Raw genomic sequence first — 17397 nt, 5'->3', positions numbered from 1 at the left:
TGCCCCGGGGGATTGCCAAGGGGGGCTGGGCAAGCAGCCCCCCTTGGCTCGCCGGAGAAGGCGAAAGGCGGATGGGACAAAGGCGCAGAGAATGACCAAGCGCGCTTTCGAGTTCACAAGTAACGACCGGACGAGCTATCACTCGGCGGTCCCACCCATCCGCAACACCCCCATTTTTTGCTAGAATCGCCGCCCCCAACGGTACGCCCTTTACGCGGGCGCCCACTGAAGAAGAGGTATGCATGTCTGCAATTGTTGTTGTGGCACTCTACAAGTTCGTCCGCCTGGATGACTATCAAGCCCTGCGCCAGCCCCTGCTGGACGAGATGACCGCCAACGGCGTCAAAGGCACCTTGTTGCTGGCCGAGGAAGGCATCAACGGCACCATCGCCGGCCCCCAGGCGGGTATGGCTGCGGTGCTGGATTGGCTGCGCAGTGACCCCCGCTTGACTGATCTGGAGTACAAGGAATCTTTTTGCGACGAGATTCCCTTCTACCGCACCAAGGTCAAGCTGAAGAAGGAAATCGTCACCCTGGGCGTCGAGGGTGTTTCGCCGACGCGCAAGGTGGGCACCTATGTCGACGCCAAGGACTGGAACGCCCTGATCAGCGACCCCGAGGTACTGCTGATCGACACCCGCAACGACTACGAGGTGTCTATCGGTACCTTTGAGGGCGCTATCGACCCGCAGACCAAGACCTTTCGTGAATTCCCCGAGTACGTGCGCGAGCACTTTGACCCAAAACGTCACAAAAAGGTGGCAATGTTCTGTACCGGCGGCATCCGTTGCGAGAAGGCGTCCAGCTACATGCTCGAGGAAGGCTTTGGTGAGGTGTTTCACCTCAAGGGCGGTATTCTCAAGTATTTTGAGGACGTTCCGGCCGAAGAGTCGATGTGGAATGGTGAATGCTTTGTGTTTGATAACCGGGTGACCGTGCGTCACGACCTGGCCCCAGGCTCCTTCGATCAGTGCCACGCCTGCCGCCACCCGGTATCGGCTGAGGACAAGGCGTCCAGCCAGTACGTCGAGGGCATCAGCTGTCCGCGCTGCTACGACAGCCTGCCGGAGAAGACGCGCCAGCGCGCCGAGGAGCGTCAGCGTCAGATTGAGCTGGCCAAACGCCGTAACGAGCCGCATCCTATTGGCAAGGCGGCTAGCCTGGCTTCGCCAAACGCCAACAGGGGCGACTGATCCCTACAGGAGAATCACCGATGCAGCAGCGCCTGATCCATGTGATGGACCCCATGTGCTCCTGGTGCTGGGGGATGGCGCCGCTGCTCGATCGTATTCGCCAGCGCTGGCCGGATCTGCCCTTGCATCTGATGCCGGCCAGCCTGCGCGCCAACCATGGTGCGCCGCTGGATCAGCACTCGCGCCAGGCGCTGGCCGCCCACTGGCAGGCGGTCGCCAGCCTCAGTGGCCAACCCTTTGGCGACCCACAGGCGCTACCTTCTACCCTGGTTTACGACACCCGGCCCGCCAGCCGTGCGCTGATTGTGGCGCGCGAGCTCGACCCGGCGCGTAGCTGGGTCTTTGCCCGGGCGTTGCAGGAGGCGTTTTATGTGGCAGGGCAGGATGTGACGCAAACGGCTGTGCTGGTTGCCGTGGCCGAGGCGAGCCAATACGACGCAGCTTTGTTTGCTGAACGCTTCGATGCGCCGGCCAGTGCCGAGCAGTTGGAGCAGGACTTGCAGTGGGTGGAGGGCTTGGGATTGGCAGAGTTGCCGATTCTGTTTGGCGAGCGTGACGGTCAGCTGGCGCTACTCAGCACCGGGTATCGTCCGGAGACGGATGTGCTGGCGCTGCTGGAGCGCTGGCTGGCGGCCGGTGAGGGCCGCCAGTCAGTGGCTTAGCGACGCTTGGTGATCAGCGCCGGCTTCTGCTTTTCTTCCGGGGCGTTGAACAGCAGGAACAGCTGGGTCAGCACCTGGGGGATGTGCTCAGCCATGTCCTCGACCATGTCTTCGTCTTCATGGATTTCGGCAAACTCGGGCTGATCGGCAAACAGGCCGGAGGCAACCATGATCGGCAGCAGCAACTCGCTGACCAGCTCTTCGTCATTGCTGAACCAGGCTTCCTCACGCAGGAACACGCCCTCCATGAAGCCGATACACCAGCTGCGCAGGTCGGAGTAGTCCGGCTCATCACCCAGCGTCAGCTCGCAGGGCAGTTCCAGGTCCTCGTCGCTGGCCAGCTCGCGGGCGATGCGCGCCTTGAGTTCCAGCAGGGTGCTTTCGATCTGCGCTTGCTGCTCGGCATCCTGATAGTCCGGCGTCTCGGCAAACAGTTCTGCCAGCAGTTCGGCGTCCTCCACTACCTCCGGGCTTATCGCCAGAGCGGTCAGGTAGCCGCAGGCGGCCATGTAATCCAGCGCTTCATCGTGCAGGTCGTCGGCGTCCAGAAATGCTTGCAGGTGCTGGAGCTGGTCGGAAAAGGACATGGGGACACCTCTCTATCAATGGTCCCGGCATTTTACGCATGCCCCGGGCAATTGCCAAAGGCGTTATACTCTGCGGCCGCTGAAACATCCCGGTGCGCGTCCTGACCCCCACTAAGGAGACCCATGCGCGAGCAAGCCCTGCAACAATTGCGAGACGTGTTTGGCTACGGCGAATTCCGTGGTCAGCAGGCCGATATCATTGATCAGGTTGCCTGTGGCGGTGATGCCCTGGTGCTGATGCCCACCGGCGGCGGCAAATCGCTGTGCTATCAGGTACCGGGGTTGCTGCGTCAGGGGCTGACAGTCGTTGTGTCGCCGCTGATTGCGCTGATGGATGATCAAGTCGCCACGCTCAACGAGCTTGGTTTGCGCGCCGCTGCACTCAACTCGACGCTCAGCGAAGACGCCCAGCGTGAGATCGCCCGGCAGATGCGCGCTGGTGAGCTGGAGTTTCTCTACCTGGCACCCGAGCGCCTGCTCAAGCCGCGTACCATTGCCTTCCTGCAGTCTCTGCAGATCGCCCTGATCGCCATTGACGAGGCCCACTGCGTCTCCCAATGGGGGCATGACTTCCGTCCGGAATACCTGCAATTGGGCCAGCTGGCCGAGCAGTTTCCGGGCGTGCCGCGCATGGCGCTGACGGCGACCGCTGACGAGCGCACCCGCGCCGAAATGGCGCAACGCCTGAAGCTGGAGCAAGCGGCCTGTTTTATCTCCGGTTTTGATCGCCCGAATATCTTCTACCGCATTGTGCCCAAGGATAAGCCGCGCCAGCAGTTGCAGGCCTTTTTGCGCGAGCATCGGGGCAACGCCGGTATCGTCTACTGCCTGTCGCGCCGCAAGGTCGAGGACACGGCTGCCTGGCTGTGTGACCAGGGCTGGCCGGCGCTGCCTTACCATGCCGGCCTGCCAGCGGAGCTGCGCGCCAATCACCAGAAGCGCTTTCTCAACGAGGAAGGCTTGATCATGGTCGCCACCATCGCCTTTGGCATGGGGATCGACAAGTCCAACGTGCGCTTTGTGGCCCACCTGGATCTGCCCAAGAGCGTCGAGGCCTACTACCAGGAGACGGGCCGGGCAGGGCGTGACGGGTTGCCAGCCGATGCCTGGATGGCCTACGGCCTGCAAGACGTGCTGATGCTCAACCAGATTATGGCCGGCTCCGAGGGCGACGAGCGGCACAAGCGCATCGAGCGGCACAAGCTTGATGCCATGCTGGCGCTGTGCGAGCTGACCAGCTGTCGTCGGCAGACCCTGCTGGGCTACTTCGGCGAAACCCTGCCAGAGCCGTGTGGCAACTGCGATAACTGTCTGGAACCGGTGGATACCTGGGACGGTAGCGAGGCGGCGCGCATGGCGTTGTCGACCATCTACCGCAGCGGGCAGCGCTACGGCGTCGGTCATCTGATCGATATTTTGCTGGGGCGCGACAACGAGAAGATTCGCAATGCCGGACACCAGCATCTGTCTACCTGGGGGATTGGCAAGGGGCTGGGCGAAAACGAGTGGCGCTCGGTATTCCGTCAGCTGATTGCCAGAGCGCTGGTCGAGATCGACCTGGATGGTTACGGCAGCCTGCGTCTGGCCGAAAGTTGCCGCGGGCTGTTGCGTGGCGAGGAAAGTCTGCAATTGCGGCGTGATGTCAGCAAACCAAGCAGCAGCGGTACGCGCAGCAGCAACAAGCCGGTGATTGCCGAGGCCGATCGCGAGCTGTGGGAAGCGCTGCGGGCTCGACGCAAGCAGTTGGCGGATGCCCACGGTGTGCCTCCCTATGTCATCTTCCCTGACAGTACGCTGGTGGACATGCTGCGTCAGCGGCCGACGACTCTGCAGGACATGTCACTGGTCAGCGGCGTGGGGTCGCACAAGCTGGAGCGTTACGGCACAGACTTTCTGCAGGTGCTGGGAGGTGAGGGCGCGCAGACGGATAACGAGACGCGTGACGCCCATGAGGCGCTGGCGCTGGTGCTGGCCGGCATGACCGCCGAGCAGGCCGCGGCGCAGCTCGGCCAGCCGTTGCGCAAGGTCTACGGCCAGCTGGCGCAGGGTATCAGTACCGGTAACCTGACGCTGGAGCAGGCGATTGATATCGGGCCGGCGCAGCTGGAACGGATTCAGGACCACTTTCTCAATCACGACAGCGATGAGTTGCCGGGTGTGCGCACGGTGGCCCGCGAGCTCGACGAGCCGATCGAAGAGGGCGTGCTGCACTGCATCCGCGCGGCGCTGGTGCAGGAAATCAGCGGCTAGGATGCGAGGCTGTGCGAGGCGTATGGCCTCGCGCCCCGGCAGGTTAGAACGTCTGCCCCAGCTTCATGTACAGCGCCTCATGCCCCTCTTCGTTGGCGCCCAGACCAAAAAATAGCGGGCCGACCAGCGTATCCATCCCCAGCAGCAGGCTGCCGCCCCCGAAGTAGCCGGTGTCAAAGTCGGTCTCGTCGCGGTTGTATACCCGCCCGTATTCCAGACTGGCGCCCAGGTACAGCGGCAGGCTGACGGCATTGAAGTAGCTGGGTGTCAGGCGGCGGTAGTAGACCAGGCGGCCGAGCTGATAGTTCTGGCCGGCCAGAGCGTCCTGACGGAAACCAGAGAACCAGCCGGGGCCGCCCAGCACAAAACTGCTCTGCGCCACGTTTACATCGCTGTCGGTTCGCCCGATAAAACCGCCAACTTGCAAGCTGTTGGGACCAAAACCGAAGGCCTTGTTGGCCTTGAATTCGATTTGCTGATAGCGCTCGTCGGCGCCCAGTGCCGGCTCGGACTGCCGCCAGCTGAACTTGGCCTCGTCTCCGGAACGCGGGAAGTTGACGTTATCCAGGGTGTCGCGGTCGACCTCGATCGAGTAAAACGCCTCGTCAAAGTCGACATCCGGCAGGTCCGGATCGCCGATGCGGACCCGCGAGTTGCCGCGGTAGCGCGACAGCCCAAAACGCACCTCGCCGTTGTTGGCAATTTGCCGACCGATATTGATACCGGCGCCATAGCGCTTCTGGCGGTAAGCCACGATGGGGTCGTTGTCGTCGATGACTTCGAGGTTGCGCGCCTCGGCGTCAATGAAGGGGGCGACGAAGTAGCGTGAGCCGTAGTCCAGCGGCTGATAGAACTCCGTGTACAGCTCCTGATCCGAGCCGACCTGCAGCCGGGTCAGCCATTCGGCGCCCAAGGGGTTGAGGCCGTTGACGCGGAAGCTGGCGCCCAGGTTGTACTGGCTGTCACCCTCGAAATCATCGACCAGATTCAGCCCCAGACGCAGGTAGTCGGTGCCGGTCCGGCGGCCGGCAGTGTGCACCAGCAGGGTATTGTGGCCCTGATCGTGCACTACCTCGTAGGTGACGCGGCTGAAGTAGTCGGTGCCGTAAATGGTGCCCATGTCGGTTTGCAGGCGTGCCAGATTGAGCGGCTCACCGATCTCCTGTCGAATCATGCTGAGCACCACTTCATCGGCCACCTTGCCGCTGTTGTCCACCTCGACAGCATGAATAATCGCCTGGCGTTGGGGGCGGCTGCTGGCCAGATTGCCGCCGGCATCGCTGCCCTGTGGGGCAACAAAGGCCAGCACGCCGTCGGCCTCGCTCAGGCTGCGCGCGCCGGCGTCGATGGCCTGCTGGGTTTCGGCAAAGCTGCTGAAGCCCATGTCGCCCAGCGCGGGTTGCAGCAGCAGATCGGCGTCGGTCAGGGTGGCCAGCTGACGCTCGGTGTTGGTACGGGTGAGCAGGGTGGTGGTCTGGTCCATGATGTCCAGCACCGAATTGAGCTCGCTGGTCGATTTCAGCGGCGTGCCGATATCCACCACGATGACCCGGTCCACGCCCATGGCGCGGGCGACATCGATGGGCACGTTCTTGCTCAGTACGCCGTCTACCAGCAGCCGGCCATCCACCTCGACCGGGGCAAAGAAGCCGGGCAGGGCCAGGCTCGCGCGGATGGCCAGCGGCAGGTGCCCGCGGTCGAACACCACGGCTTCGCCGGTGGCAATATCGGTGGCCACCGCGCGGAAGGGGATGGGCAGACGATCAAAATCGTCGATCTCGTTGGTGTGCACCAGCAGGCTTTCCAGCACTACGCCCATGTTCTGGCCCTGCAACAGGCCCAGCGGGAAACTCAGCGCACCATCCTTGAAGGTCAGCCGTTGCTTGACCAGAAAGTCGCGGTCGTCCTGCTTGCGGCGGTAGGGGATGTCCTCGCGTAGCGGCGTGTCGCTGAGGGTCGCCTGCCAGTCCAGATCCAGCGCGATCTGTTCCAGTTCATCGGCGCTGTAGCCAGCCGCATAAAGTCCGCCAATCACTGCGCCCATGCTGGTGCCGGCGATCGCATCGATGGGGATGTTCATCTCTTCCAGTTGCTTGAGCACGCCGATATGCGCGAGCCCCCGGGCACCGCCGCCCGACAGCACCAGGCCGGTACGCAGCGGTTCGGCCAGGGTCCATGTGGAGAGGAAAAGCAACAGCAACGGCAGCAGGCGTTTGAGCATGACGCGGGTCCGGGCAGCGGGTGGCATGGTGGAAAAGCCGCCATTGTATATGAAGCTGCGCGCCCCTGCGGGTCGATCCTGCTGTCATGTTAAGGCCATATTTCTGACATGTGTCAGTCACTGCTCGGCGATAAGGTTTTCCTAACTTCCCAAGGAGGACAGCCGCATGAATACCGCCGTGTCTTTGCCCAAGGCGCAAAAGCAGCGCGTCAGAACCCTGTGGATCTCGGACCTGCACCTCGGCACCCGTGGCTGCCAGGCCGACAAGCTGGCAACCTTCCTCAAATCCTACGACTGTGACCAGCTCTACCTGGTTGGTGACATTATCGATGGCTGGCGTCTGCGCAAGGGGATCTACTGGCCGCAGGCCCATACCAATGTGCTGCGCCGCGTGCTGACCATGAGCAAGCGTGGCACTCGGGTGGTCTACGTGACGGGTAACCACGACGAGTTTCTGCGCCGCTACTCGACCCTGCTGCTGGGCAATATCGAGCTGGTGGACGAGGCGGTACACCAATGCCAGGACGGGCGTCGTTTGCTGGTCATCCATGGCGATCAGTTTGATGTGATCACCCGCTGTCACCGCTGGCTGGCATTTCTGGGGGATCATGCCTACGAGTTCAGCCTGGTGCTCAACCGCTGGCTCAACCACTGGCGCTCACGCTTTGGCTTCGGCTACTGGTCGCTGTCAGCCTATCTCAAGCATCGGGTGAAAAAGGCGGTCAACTTCATCAGCGAGTTCGAGGAGGCGCTGGCCCACGAATGCGTTCAGCGCGGCTATGAAGGCGTGGTCTGTGGCCACATTCACCACGCGGAGATTCGCCAGGTCAACGGCATCGACTATCTCAACTGCGGTGACTGGGTGGAGTCCTGCACAGCGCTGATCGAGCACCAGGACGGACGTATCGAGCTGTACCGCTGGGACGAGAGTACGGCTGCGGCGCTGGAGCCGGTAGCCGATGCGCTGGAGGGCAGCGCAGCCTGAGAGGTGGCCGCTGTTGCGATGAGCGCATCGCAACAGCCGCGGCGTCAGACGATCACCTTGTCTCGCAGTTTGCGCGCCGCCAGTTCCAGCGCCTTGATGATGTCTTCCTTGTCGTAGTTGCGCACGTGGTTGGTGTCCAGATACATCGAGAACCCGGACAGCTCGCGCTCAAGGAAGGTCGGCGCAGCGCCCAGTTCGCGGCGCAGGCCCACCACCTGATAGATCTGCACAGGCCGGGCAAAGCCCTTCACACTGATCTGGCCCTTGTCGTAGCACATGATCAGATCCTTCACCATGGAGTAGGTCTCATGGGAGATGAGGATCTCACCGGCGTCGGCGGCGCTTTCCAGGCGGCTGGCCAGGTTCACTTCGCGCCCGATAATGGTGTAGTCCATGCGTGTTGCGGCACCAAAATTACCCACTGTGCAGTAGCCGGTACTCAGGCCCATACGGATTTCCAGCGGTTTGGTGATGCCCTTGCTGCGCCACTGCTGGCGCAGCACCTTCATGTGCTTGCGCATGGCGATGGCCATGGAAACCGCTGCCTCGGCATCCTGCTTGGCGCCCTGGGTCTTCGGATCGCCAAAGAACACCATGACGCAGTCGCCGACAAACTTGTCGATGGTGCCGCCATATTGCAGGGCAATGCGCGACATTTCATCCAGATAGTTGTTCAGCAGGTCGGTCAGCGCCTCGGCCTCCAGTTCCTCGGCCAGCTCGGTAAAACCGCGGATATCGGAGAAGAATACCGTCAGCTTCTTGCGTCGGGTTTCCAGCTGGACACTGCGTTTGCCGGAGAAGATCGACTCCCATACCTGAGGTGACAGGTATTTCGACAGGTTGGCGGCCAGTCGGGTGGTCTTTTCCTGCTCGCGTTGAACCTGCTGCTGGGCTTCTTCCAGATGCCGCCCCTGGCGATGCACAAAGGCGGCCATCACCAGAATGAAAAAGCCGCCGCTGACCAGGCTGACCAGGGTCACCAGCGGGCTGCTGTAGAGGCTGACGTCGGGCATGAATATGGCCGCGCCGAGCAATACCCCGGCCAGCGCCAGCAGCCAGCCTGCGGCGAGATAGGCGGGCCCGCCTGCGATCAGGCAGGACAGGCCAAGCAGGACAATAAACATGATGCTGGGCACGTAGTTGAAGCCCAGCAATGCGATGAATACGCCGGTGTGCAGCGCATCCAGTGCCAGCAGGCTAAGGCGCTGGGGCAGATGAGGCAGACGCGGCAGTCGGGCCGGCAGGTACTGCGCCAGCTGAGGATACGCGAGGGTATACAGGATCGCGACAAGGTAGCTCAGGCGGTGGCCATCTTCGACCAGCAGGGCGCTGAAGGTCAGGGCTGCGCACAGGTAGGCGATGATACGGGAATAGTAGCCGTCAAGCGGTGGTTTGACGGGCGCAATGCGGGTGTCGATCGTCATGTTCAGTCAATTCCGTGGCCGAGACGGCGGTAGCGGGCAGGCACCCGGCTACGTCGCATGACTGAGCATCATAGGGCCTGGGATCAGGCGGGACAATTGCCCGTCTATCCAATGGCCAAATTCGCCGACGGATGTCATGGTCAAAAGCAGGCGCCTCGGATGGGGAGAGGCGCCTGCTCATTGGTGTCGGCGGTTATTCGGTCTTGTAGATGCTGTTGCGCGGTTTCTCGAAGACGCGTCGCAGCATGGGTTCAAAAAACGCCAGCGACTCGCTTTCATAGTCCGGGTCAAAGGCCGGGGCATCGTACTTGGCGCAGAATTCGGCGGTGTACTGGTACAGCGGGTGATCCTTGAACTGGTCACGCAGGTGCCGATCCATACCCAGGTGATGGAAGAAGTAGTAGCCCTGGAAAATACCGTGCTTCTCGACCATCCAGAGGTTTTCGGCGCTGACAAAGGGCTTGAGTATCGCCGCGGCGATATCCGGGTGGTTGTAGCTGCCCAGGGTGTCGCCGATGTCGTGTAGCAGGGCGCAGATCACGTATTCCTCGTCACGGCCATCGCGGTGTGCCCGGGTTGCGGTTTGCAGCGAGTGCTCGAGACGGTCAATCGGGAAACCGCCAAAATCACCATCCAGCAACTGCAGGTGCTTGATGATGCGGTCTGGCAGTTCCTTGGCAAAGGGGCGGAAGTGGCTGGAGATGATCCCCCAGTCTTCGGCGGTACCTTCCTGCATGGCGCGGAATTGTGCGCGTTGCTCACCCATGGTGGCGTTCCTCTTGTTATGTTTGTGATTCAGGCTGCGGAGACTGCGCCAGCTGGCCTGCCGGCTGGCTGGGCGCTGGCTGGAGCAGTGCTACCTCGAGGCATGATAGAGAAGGGGGTGGGGGCTGACTGTCACTCTGCTGACAGTCAGCGGATTTGCCGAGCTCTGGCGCTTAGAAGCGGATGCGTCCGGTCAGGGCGTCGCGCAGCATGACCCAGTCGCCCATCAGGCTGTAGAGTGGGTAGCGGAAGGTGGCTGGCTTGTTGTGCTCAAAAAAGAAGTGACCCACCCAGGCGAAGCCGTAGCCAGCCAGGGGCACGGCCAGTAGCCACAGCCAGTTCTGGCTGAACAGCACATAGAGCAGCAGGGCGATGACCAGGCTGCTGCCGGCGTAATGCAGGCGCCGACAGCTGTCATCCTGATGCTCGCTCAGGTAATAGGGATAGAATTCGGCGAAGCTGCTGAAGGATGACGGCTCGCTGGCGTGGGGCATGGCGGACTCCCAGGCGCGCCCAATGGGCGGCGGTGCACGGATTTTTGTTTCAAGCCTACTTTAGTCTATGATCAGCCGCCGGACATCATGGAAGTGCCTGCTCTACCTCTGCCAGTTGTGCAGCGGGGGGCGGACATGGCGGCTGATCCAATCGAATAACACAAAGGACAGGGTACAGAACAGCATGTTGCAAGCTCAACGGACCACCTCGTCAGGCTGGGCCTCGGCCATTGGGCATGCATTGGCTATTGAAGGGCTGGATATTGTCGAGCTGTTCGCCGATGCCGGTCTGGACCCGGAGCTGCTGAGCGACCCGGATGCGCGCATTGCGCAGGACGGCATGACGCGCGTTTGGCACCTGGCGGTCGAGCGTAGCGGCAACCCGGCAATCGGTTTGCACATGGCTCATGTGGTTCGTCCGGCGCACTTCAGTGTGGTCGGATACTCGCTGATGAGCAGCCGCTCGTTGCTTGAAGGCTTCAACCGGGTGGTGCGCTATCAGCGTCTGATCGGCGAGTCTGCTGATCTGATGCTGCAGTTGGAGCCGGGGCAGTGCCGCATCCAGTTTGCCATCCATGGCGATCGCCTGCCGGCCGCCCAGCAGAGTGTCGAGGCGGCCATGGCCTATGCATTGGCGTTTTGCCGCTGGATGACGGCCGAGCCGGTGACGCCCTTGCAGGCAACTTTTGCGCGCTCGGCCCCGAGCGATCCCGCGCCCTATGCCGCGTTATTTCAGTGCCCCATGGCGTTTGATGCGCCAAGCCATAGCCTGACCTTTTCCCGGCAGTTGATGGAAACACCGCTGGCCACGGCCAACGAGCATCTGGCCAAACTGCACGACCGGTTTGCCGGCGAATTTCTGGCCCGCTTTGAATCCGACCCGGTGACCCATCAGACTCGCCAGGTGCTGTGCCGGCTGCTGCGTCAGGGGGAGCCCAAGCGCCAGGCAGTTGCCGCCGCGATGAACATGAGCACTCGTACCCTGCAGCGCCGCCTGCAGGAAGAGGGGGTCAGCTTTCAGCAGTTGCTTGAGCGCACTCGCCGGGAACTGGCGTTGCAGTATCTGGGTCAACCGCAACTCACCCTGTTTGAGATTGCCTGCATGCTCGGGTTTGCCGACCCCAGCAACTTCTTTCGGGCGTTCAAGCGCTGGTTTGGCTTGCCGCCCGGGCAGTACCGCGAGCAGGTGCTCAATGGCGATGACGTCGATATCAAGGAGTAATGCGTTCTGTGGATGCCCTGACCGCCCTGCATGAGCGGGTTTCCGTACCACGGCTGACTGGCCCGGCCCCCACGTCTGAGCAACAACAGGCCCTGTTCCGTGCGGCCCTGCGGGCGCCGGATCATGCCTACCTGCGGCCCTGGCGTTTTCTGGTGATCCAAGGTGAAGGGCTGGAGGCGCTGGGCGAGGTGTTTGGCCGCGCTGCGCTGGCCGACACGCCAGACCTGTCCGCCGATACCCTGGCGCGCTATCAGGGGCTGCCGCTACGCGCGCCGCTGATGATCGTGGCCATCAGCCGTCATCAGGATCACCCCAAGGTGCCGGCCATCGAGCAGGATCTGGCCTGCGGTGCGGCGGTCAACAACATGCTGCTGGCAGCCCATGCCATGGGGCTTGGTGCCGTGTGGCGCACCGGCGCGCTGGCCTATCATCCGCAGGTGCATGCGGAACTGGGGCTGGCGAGCAACGAGCAGATTCTGGCGTTTCTCTATGTCGGCCACCCGGCCGGTGAGCGCAAGAATGTGCCAGCGCTGGCGGTGGAATCCTACTTCTCGTCCTGGCCTGCGGCCTGAGCCATAACCGGTGCTGACACGGTTGTCATGCGCCGGTTCTTGAACCCGGCAACAGTACCGTTACCCGCAGCCCGCCGTCGCTGTTGCGTGCGAAGGTCAGCTGGCCGCCGTGGCGGGCCACGGCGCGCTGGGCGATGGTCAGCCCGAGGCCGTAGCCACTATCGGCAGATTGCCCGGGCACGCGGACAAAAGGTTCGCTCAGGCGGCTGAGCCATTCATCCGCTACGCCCGGGCCCTGATCATCGATGATGATCTGTGCGCCATGGCTGGTTGCTGACAGGGCTACCTGGATGATTCCGTTCGGCGGGCTGAAGCGCACCGCATTGCGTAACAGGTTGTCGAGCGCGGCCTGCAGCTGGTCAGGCCAGCCGGTCAGGCGCAGGTCAGTCTGTCCTTGCAGCGCCAGCTCCAGATCGGCGGCAGCAAAGCGGCTGTCGTCCACGACCTGGCGTACCAGCGGGTCGAGGGCAAAGGGGGTGGGTGGTTCGCGCTGGCTGTCCAGTCGACTGAGGGTCAGAATGCCGTCGATCAGGCGGTCGAGGCGGTCGCACTCGCGGTCCAGGCGCTGCCATAGCGGGTCGTTCGCCTCAAGATCACGCTGGCTGCCCAGTGCCAGCCCGACGCGCAGGCGGGCCAGTGGTGAGCGCAGCTCATGGGATACGTCGCGCAGCAGCTGTTGCTGGCTATCCAGCAACGACTGCACCTGCTCGGCCATGCTCTCAAAGCGCCGGGCCAGCTCGCCGATTTCGTCGCGTCGCTCGCTGGTCTGTTGCAGACTGCCGGTGCTGAAACGGCCCTTGGCCAACGCCTGAGCCGCGCTGCCGAGCTGCCGCAGGGGGCGTGTCAGGTAGCGGCTGAGCACCAGGCTGAGTAATGCCAGCAACGCCATCGCCAGGACCACGTTGAGCATCAGCGCAACCGGGGCGCGCTGGCCTTGCCAGAGCGCCGGCGCCGGTACGTACAGGGTCACGAAGTAGTTCGCCTGTTCGGTGTCCCAGGCCAACTGGAACAGGCGGCCACGCCCGGGGCCATCACCGTGGCGCGGCGGTTCTGGCGGCGGACCCGGGGCAAAGCGCGGGTTGACGGGTAAGGTGCCGGGCAGCAGCGGGCTGCCGGTATCGTCAAACAGATGGGCGCGCAAGCGGTCTTCGCGGCGTTGGGTTTCCAGCCACTGCTGGGCGGCGTGCGGCCCCTGCTGTTCGTAGATGTCGACCAGCTGCGCGGCAAAGTCGCGCAGCTGCGGATTGAGCTGCAACAGGAGCCAGTCCTGCTGCAGGGTGCGGCTGACCAGAAAGCCCGAACCGCCGACCAGCAGGGTTGCCAGCCAGAGTACTGCAAAGACCTTCCAGAATAGCCGCATGGGTTGTGTTTCCTGTCAGCGTGTTACTCGCAATCGCCACGCGGCTTGCGGTGCTCGCGGCCCTCACGGCGCTCTTCCATACGCTCGCGGCGTTGCTCGTGCAGCTCTTCCATCTTCTGGCGCTGCTCGGCGGTCAGCACGGCATCAAAGCGCGCCTTGCTCTCGTCGCGCAGGGTCTTGAATTTTTCGCGCTCTTCTTCGCGAATCTGTTCCAGCTGCGCTTTCTGCTCATCGCTCAGCTGCAGTTCTTCGGCCATGCGCTCGAAGCCACGCTCGCGGGCCGGCGGGTTGTCGTGGTTGGAACCCGCCATCACCGCGCCGGACAGGCCGGTGGTCAGCAGCAGGGTGGCAGCAATCAGTGTCTTTTTCATGGGTCATTCTCCGTTGGTGTCTGACCGGGGAATCCGCTCATTGCCTGCAGAGTCTAGAGAGTGCTATGTCAGCGATGGCATGGGGTTGGTAAAGGTTGTGTAAATGGCTAGAACGCAGTGCTGACTGTTCAGTGGCCAAGCAGATAACCACGCCCGCGAATGGATTGAATGCGTGGCCGGCCTTCAGGATGCGGGCCGAGTTTGCGACGCAGGTTGCTGATGTGCATGTCGAGGCTGCGATCGTAGCTGCCAAGAGGTTTGCCGAGCGCTTCGCGTGACAGCGTCTGGCGGTCGACAACCTGCCCCGGGCGAGTCATCAGCGCACGCAGGATCAGCGCTTCACTTTGCGTCAGCTGCAGGGGCTCGTCGTCCTGCCAGGCCATCAGGTTGCCGGTATCCAGGCGCAGATTGCCGTGGCTGAGCTCGTCGCTGCCGGCATCGGTATGTGGCTGGCTGCGGCGCAGCAGAGCGCGCAGGCGGGCTACCAGCTCGCGCGGATCGCACGGCTTGGCCAGGTAGTCGTCGGCGCCCAGTTCCAGGCCAAGAATACGGTCAACCGGCTCACCCCGGGCGCTGAGCATCAGCAGCGGGGTCTGGCAGCTCTGGCGCAGCTCGCGCAGGATTTCCAGGCCGTTCATGCCCGGCAGCATTACATCGAGAATGATGGCAGCGTAGCTATCGGCGCGCGCCGCAGCCAGTCCGCTGGGCCCGTCGTGGGCCGCCGTCAGTTCAAAACGTTCGGTCGCCAGCCAGTCGCGCAGCAGCTCGCAGAGCTCCTGATCGTCGTCGATGATCAGGACGGGCGTCAGTTCAGCCATTCGCGGCGCTTCTGGCGGCCCATACGGGCAAGTACGAAGCCCAGCAGCATGCTGGCTGCAACGCTCAGACCGCCAATCAGAAACCAGCGTTGTTGCTGAGTAATCAGGCGCGCCTGGGCGTCCAGTCGCGCAGCCTGGTTGTCATTGCGCAGCTGCTGGTTCTCGCTTTGCAGCTGCTCGACACGCTCACCCTGCGCGCCGCCGTCGAGCTGGTCGGCCAGACGCTGGCGTTCGGCTTCTACGCGGGCCAGTTCAGCCTGCAGTGTGCCGATATCCTGGGCCTGAGTGCTGTCCTCGGTTTGCGTCGCGCTGCCGGCCGGCTCCTGGGCGAGGGCGGGTTGGGCCAGCAGGATGCTGCCGAACACAGCGCTACAGATTAACGAACGGAACATGATTGCCTCCTTGCTCAGGCCGGGAATACGCGTTTGAAGGGTTTGATGGTCACCTGTGCGTAGACGCCGGCGGCCACATAGGGGTCGGCATCAGCCCATGCCTGGGCATCTTCCAGTGAGGCAAACTCGGCTACCACCAGGCTGCCGGTGAAGCCGGCGCTACCTGGATCGGCGCTGTCGATCGCCGGATGCGGGCCGGCCAGGACGAGGCGTCCCTGCGCCTGCAGGTCCTGCAGACGGGCCAAGTGATCGGGGCGGGCGGCCAGGCGGTCGCTCAGGCTGTCAGGTTTGTCGGTGGCCATGATGGCGTAGAGCATGAATATTCCTTGCGGCGTGACTGTTCAGTGACGCGGTTGGCTGTGGCCGGGCCGATGGATCGGGCATGGGCTTGAGACGGTTCAGGCGGCATAATAGGCGAAAGAGACGCGGCTGCGTCAAGCTGGGCGCGCTTTGTCGGCCCTGTTATCGCGATGTGTCTTTACCTGTTCCGGGAGAATGCCGTTGATTGTTGACCTGCACATGCACAGTACCGCCTCCGATGGCAGCCTGGCGCCCGCTGAATTGATGCGGCGCGTGGCCGAGGCGGGGGTCGGGATGGTCGCGTTGACCGATCACGACTGCATCGACGGTCTGTCCGAAGCGGCGGATGCCGCGCGCAGCCTCGGTGTGCACTGGGTCAGTGGTGTCGAAATGTCGGCGCAGTGGTTTGGCCATACGCTGCATATCCTCGGTTACGGCTTTGATCCCGAGTCGCCGGTATTGACCGAGGCTCTGGCGGCGGTGCGTGATGGACGCTGGCGGCGGGCAGAGCAGATTGGTGAACGGCTGGCCGCCAAGCGGATGCCTGGCGCCTATGAAGGGGCGGTGGCCGCGCAGCAGGCAGCTGGCGGCGATGTATCGCAGCCGCCGGGGCGCCCGCATTTTGCCGAATGGATGGTGCAGGCCGGCCATGTGCGCGACCATGGCGAAGCCTTTCGCAAGTGGCTGGGGGCTGGCAAGCTGGGCGACATTCGCCAGCACTGGCCCAGCCTGGAAGAGGTGGTTGAGCAACTGCGGGCTGCCGGCGGCATGGCAGTGATAGCGCACCCCTGGCACTACGGCCTGACGCGCAGCAAGTTGCGCGCGCTGTTGCGCCAGTTTGCTGCAGCTGGCGGGCGTGGCATTGAGGTGGCCAACGGCAAGCAGCCGGTGGATCAGGTCGCCTACCTGGGTAAGCTGGCGGTCGAGTTCGGCTTTCTTGCCAGCTGTGGCAGCGATTTTCACAACCCGACTTCACCCTGGACGGCGCTGGGTAGCATGACGGCGCTGCCGCCTGACTGTACGCCCGTGTGGCAGAGCAGCCTGTTCAGTGCGTGACGCAATACGCCTGCTGATATCGCCCGCTTTACCGCTAGCACCCTGCTAAACTTCAAGAAAACACGGATAGAGTTCGATGAGCCAGTTCTTCCAGATTCACCCGCAAAACCCGCAGGCACGACTGATTCGTCAGGCCGCCGACATTATTCGCCAGGGCGGCGTAGTGGCGTATCCCACCGACTCGGCCTACGCGCTGGGCTGTCAGCTCGGCAACAAGAATGCACTGGAGCGCATTCGGCGCCTGCGCCAGCTTGATGACAAGCACAATTTCACCCTGGTCTGCCGTGATCTGTCTGAGCTGGGTGTGTACGCCAAGGTCGACAACACGACCTTTCGTCTGCTGAAGGCGACGACCCCCGGCCCCTATACCTTTATTCTCAACGCCACTGGCGAGGTGCCGCGGCTGCTGCTGCATCCCAAGCGCCGTACCATCGGCCTGCGCGTGCCGGACCACCAGATCACCCTGGATCTGCTGGCGGCGTTGGGTGAGCCGCTGCTCAGTGTGACCTTGATGCTGCCCGGCGATAACTTGCCGCTGACCGACCCCGAGCAGATTCGCGAGCGCCTCGGCAAGCAAATCGAGCTGATTATCGACGGTGGCGCTTGCATGGTGGAGCCCACTACGGTGATCAGTCTGCTCGATGGCGAGGTTGAAGTGCTGCGTGAGGGGCGGGGCGATCCAGAGCCCTTTGGGGTCAGCCGCAGCGAGCTGCATGACTGATCCT

General features: G+C 63.0%; 18 protein-coding genes. 8 read left to right on the top strand and 10 right to left on the bottom strand.

The features are described from left to right. Window positions 1-242: 242 nt before the first annotated feature. Together trhO and ASB58_RS09865 are read left to right on the top strand one after the other, a co-directional pair. Window positions 243-1193 carry an oxygen-dependent tRNA uridine(34) hydroxylase TrhO gene (trhO, locus tag ASB58_RS09870; RefSeq protein ID WP_118130351.1) on the top strand — a complete coding sequence of 317 codons (951 nt, stop codon included), beginning with the start codon at window positions 243-245 and terminating at the stop codon, window positions 1191-1193. A 20-nt stretch (window positions 1194-1213) separates the two neighbouring features. Then, entirely contained in the window at window positions 1214-1855 is a 642-nt protein-coding gene (locus tag ASB58_RS09865; RefSeq protein WP_118130349.1) for a DsbA family protein, read from the top strand. On the opposite strand, the gene ASB58_RS09860 is transcribed toward ASB58_RS09865, so the two are convergent. Then, on the bottom strand, window positions 1852-2442 hold the full coding sequence (locus ASB58_RS09860) for a UPF0149 family protein (RefSeq protein ID WP_096004216.1): 591 nt from the start codon (window positions 2440-2442) through the stop codon (window positions 1852-1854). The genes ASB58_RS09865 and ASB58_RS09860 overlap by 4 nt on opposite strands. A gap of 123 nt (window positions 2443-2565) precedes the next feature. Here ASB58_RS09860 and recQ point away from each other — a divergent pair, with 123 nt between their 5' ends. After that, window positions 2566-4692: a DNA helicase RecQ gene (recQ, locus tag ASB58_RS09855; protein ID WP_118130347.1), complete on the top strand. Its 2127-nt coding sequence runs from the start codon at window positions 2566-2568 to the stop codon at window positions 4690-4692. Window positions 4693-4735: 43 nt separating this feature from the next. Here recQ and ASB58_RS09850 read toward each other — a convergent pair whose 3' ends face one another. Beyond that, window positions 4736-6913 (bottom strand): patatin-like phospholipase family protein, encoded by a 2178-nt coding sequence (locus ASB58_RS09850; RefSeq protein WP_096004214.1) that lies wholly within the window; start codon window positions 6911-6913, stop codon window positions 4736-4738. A 166-nt stretch (window positions 6914-7079) separates the two neighbouring features. Between ASB58_RS09850 and ASB58_RS09845 the strand changes: the two genes are divergently transcribed. Further along, window positions 7080-7898 (top strand): UDP-2,3-diacylglucosamine diphosphatase, encoded by an 819-nt coding sequence (locus ASB58_RS09845; protein ID WP_096004213.1) that lies wholly within the window; start codon window positions 7080-7082, stop codon window positions 7896-7898. A 44-nt stretch (window positions 7899-7942) separates the two neighbouring features. Here the strand turns inward: ASB58_RS09845 and ASB58_RS09840 are convergent, their stop codons facing one another. The 3 genes from ASB58_RS09840 to ASB58_RS09830 form a co-directional block, all read right to left on the bottom strand. Further along, complete coding sequence (locus ASB58_RS09840; protein WP_118130345.1) at window positions 7943-9322, bottom strand: adenylate/guanylate cyclase domain-containing protein; 1380 nt, start codon at window positions 9320-9322, stop codon at window positions 7943-7945. A gap of 193 nt (window positions 9323-9515) precedes the next feature. Beyond that, window positions 9516-10088, bottom strand: coding sequence for an HD domain-containing protein (locus ASB58_RS09835; protein ID WP_096004211.1), 573 nt, complete (start codon window positions 10086-10088; stop codon window positions 9516-9518). 172 nt (window positions 10089-10260) lie between these two features. Continuing rightward, window positions 10261-10581 (bottom strand): Mpo1-like protein, encoded by a 321-nt coding sequence (locus ASB58_RS09830; protein WP_096004210.1) that lies wholly within the window; start codon window positions 10579-10581, stop codon window positions 10261-10263. Window positions 10582-10765: 184 nt separating this feature from the next. On the opposite strand from ASB58_RS09830, the gene ASB58_RS09825 reads away from it, so the two are divergent. Continuing rightward, complete coding sequence (locus tag ASB58_RS09825; protein ID WP_118130343.1) at window positions 10766-11803, top strand: AraC family transcriptional regulator; 1038 nt, start codon at window positions 10766-10768, stop codon at window positions 11801-11803. An 8-nt stretch (window positions 11804-11811) separates the two neighbouring features. Beyond that, complete coding sequence (locus tag ASB58_RS09820; RefSeq protein WP_118130574.1) at window positions 11812-12375, top strand: nitroreductase family protein; 564 nt, start codon at window positions 11812-11814, stop codon at window positions 12373-12375. 25 nt (window positions 12376-12400) lie between these two features. Here the strand turns inward: ASB58_RS09820 and ASB58_RS09815 are convergent, their stop codons facing one another. The 5 genes from ASB58_RS09815 to ASB58_RS09795 form a co-directional block, all read right to left on the bottom strand. Further along, complete coding sequence (locus ASB58_RS09815) at window positions 12401-13735, bottom strand: HAMP domain-containing sensor histidine kinase (RefSeq protein WP_118130341.1); 1335 nt, start codon at window positions 13733-13735, stop codon at window positions 12401-12403. A gap of 23 nt (window positions 13736-13758) precedes the next feature. Continuing rightward, window positions 13759-14106, bottom strand: a complete 348-nt coding sequence (locus tag ASB58_RS09810) for a Spy/CpxP family protein refolding chaperone (protein WP_118130339.1) — start codon at window positions 14104-14106, stop codon at window positions 13759-13761. 128 nt (window positions 14107-14234) lie between these two features. Then, window positions 14235-14915 (bottom strand): response regulator transcription factor, encoded by a 681-nt coding sequence (locus ASB58_RS09805; protein WP_118130572.1) that lies wholly within the window; start codon window positions 14913-14915, stop codon window positions 14235-14237. After that, window positions 14912-15316: an SH3 domain-containing protein gene (locus tag ASB58_RS09800; protein ID WP_133065878.1), complete on the bottom strand. Its 405-nt coding sequence runs from the start codon at window positions 15314-15316 to the stop codon at window positions 14912-14914. Before ASB58_RS09800 ends, ASB58_RS09805 begins: the two co-directional genes overlap by 4 nt. A 14-nt stretch (window positions 15317-15330) precedes the next feature. Next, on the bottom strand, window positions 15331-15633 hold the full coding sequence (locus ASB58_RS09795) for a YciI family protein (RefSeq protein WP_096004205.1): 303 nt from the start codon (window positions 15631-15633) through the stop codon (window positions 15331-15333). A gap of 184 nt (window positions 15634-15817) precedes the next feature. Here ASB58_RS09795 and ASB58_RS09790 point away from each other — a divergent pair, with 184 nt between their 5' ends. Together ASB58_RS09790 and ASB58_RS09785 are read left to right on the top strand one after the other, a co-directional pair. Continuing rightward, window positions 15818-16672: a PHP domain-containing protein gene (locus ASB58_RS09790; RefSeq protein ID WP_118130570.1), complete on the top strand. Its 855-nt coding sequence runs from the start codon at window positions 15818-15820 to the stop codon at window positions 16670-16672. 76 nt (window positions 16673-16748) lie between these two features. Next, window positions 16749-17393 carry an L-threonylcarbamoyladenylate synthase gene (locus ASB58_RS09785; protein WP_096004204.1) on the top strand — a complete coding sequence of 215 codons (645 nt, stop codon included), beginning with the start codon at window positions 16749-16751 and terminating at the stop codon, window positions 17391-17393. Window positions 17394-17397 lie beyond the last annotated feature (4 nt).

This window comes from Pseudomonas abyssi (genome assembly GCF_003444685.1).
GTDB lineage: Bacteria > Pseudomonadota > Gammaproteobacteria > Pseudomonadales > Pseudomonadaceae > Halopseudomonas > Halopseudomonas abyssi.
This window is presented reverse-complemented; position numbering and strand designations above follow the sequence as displayed.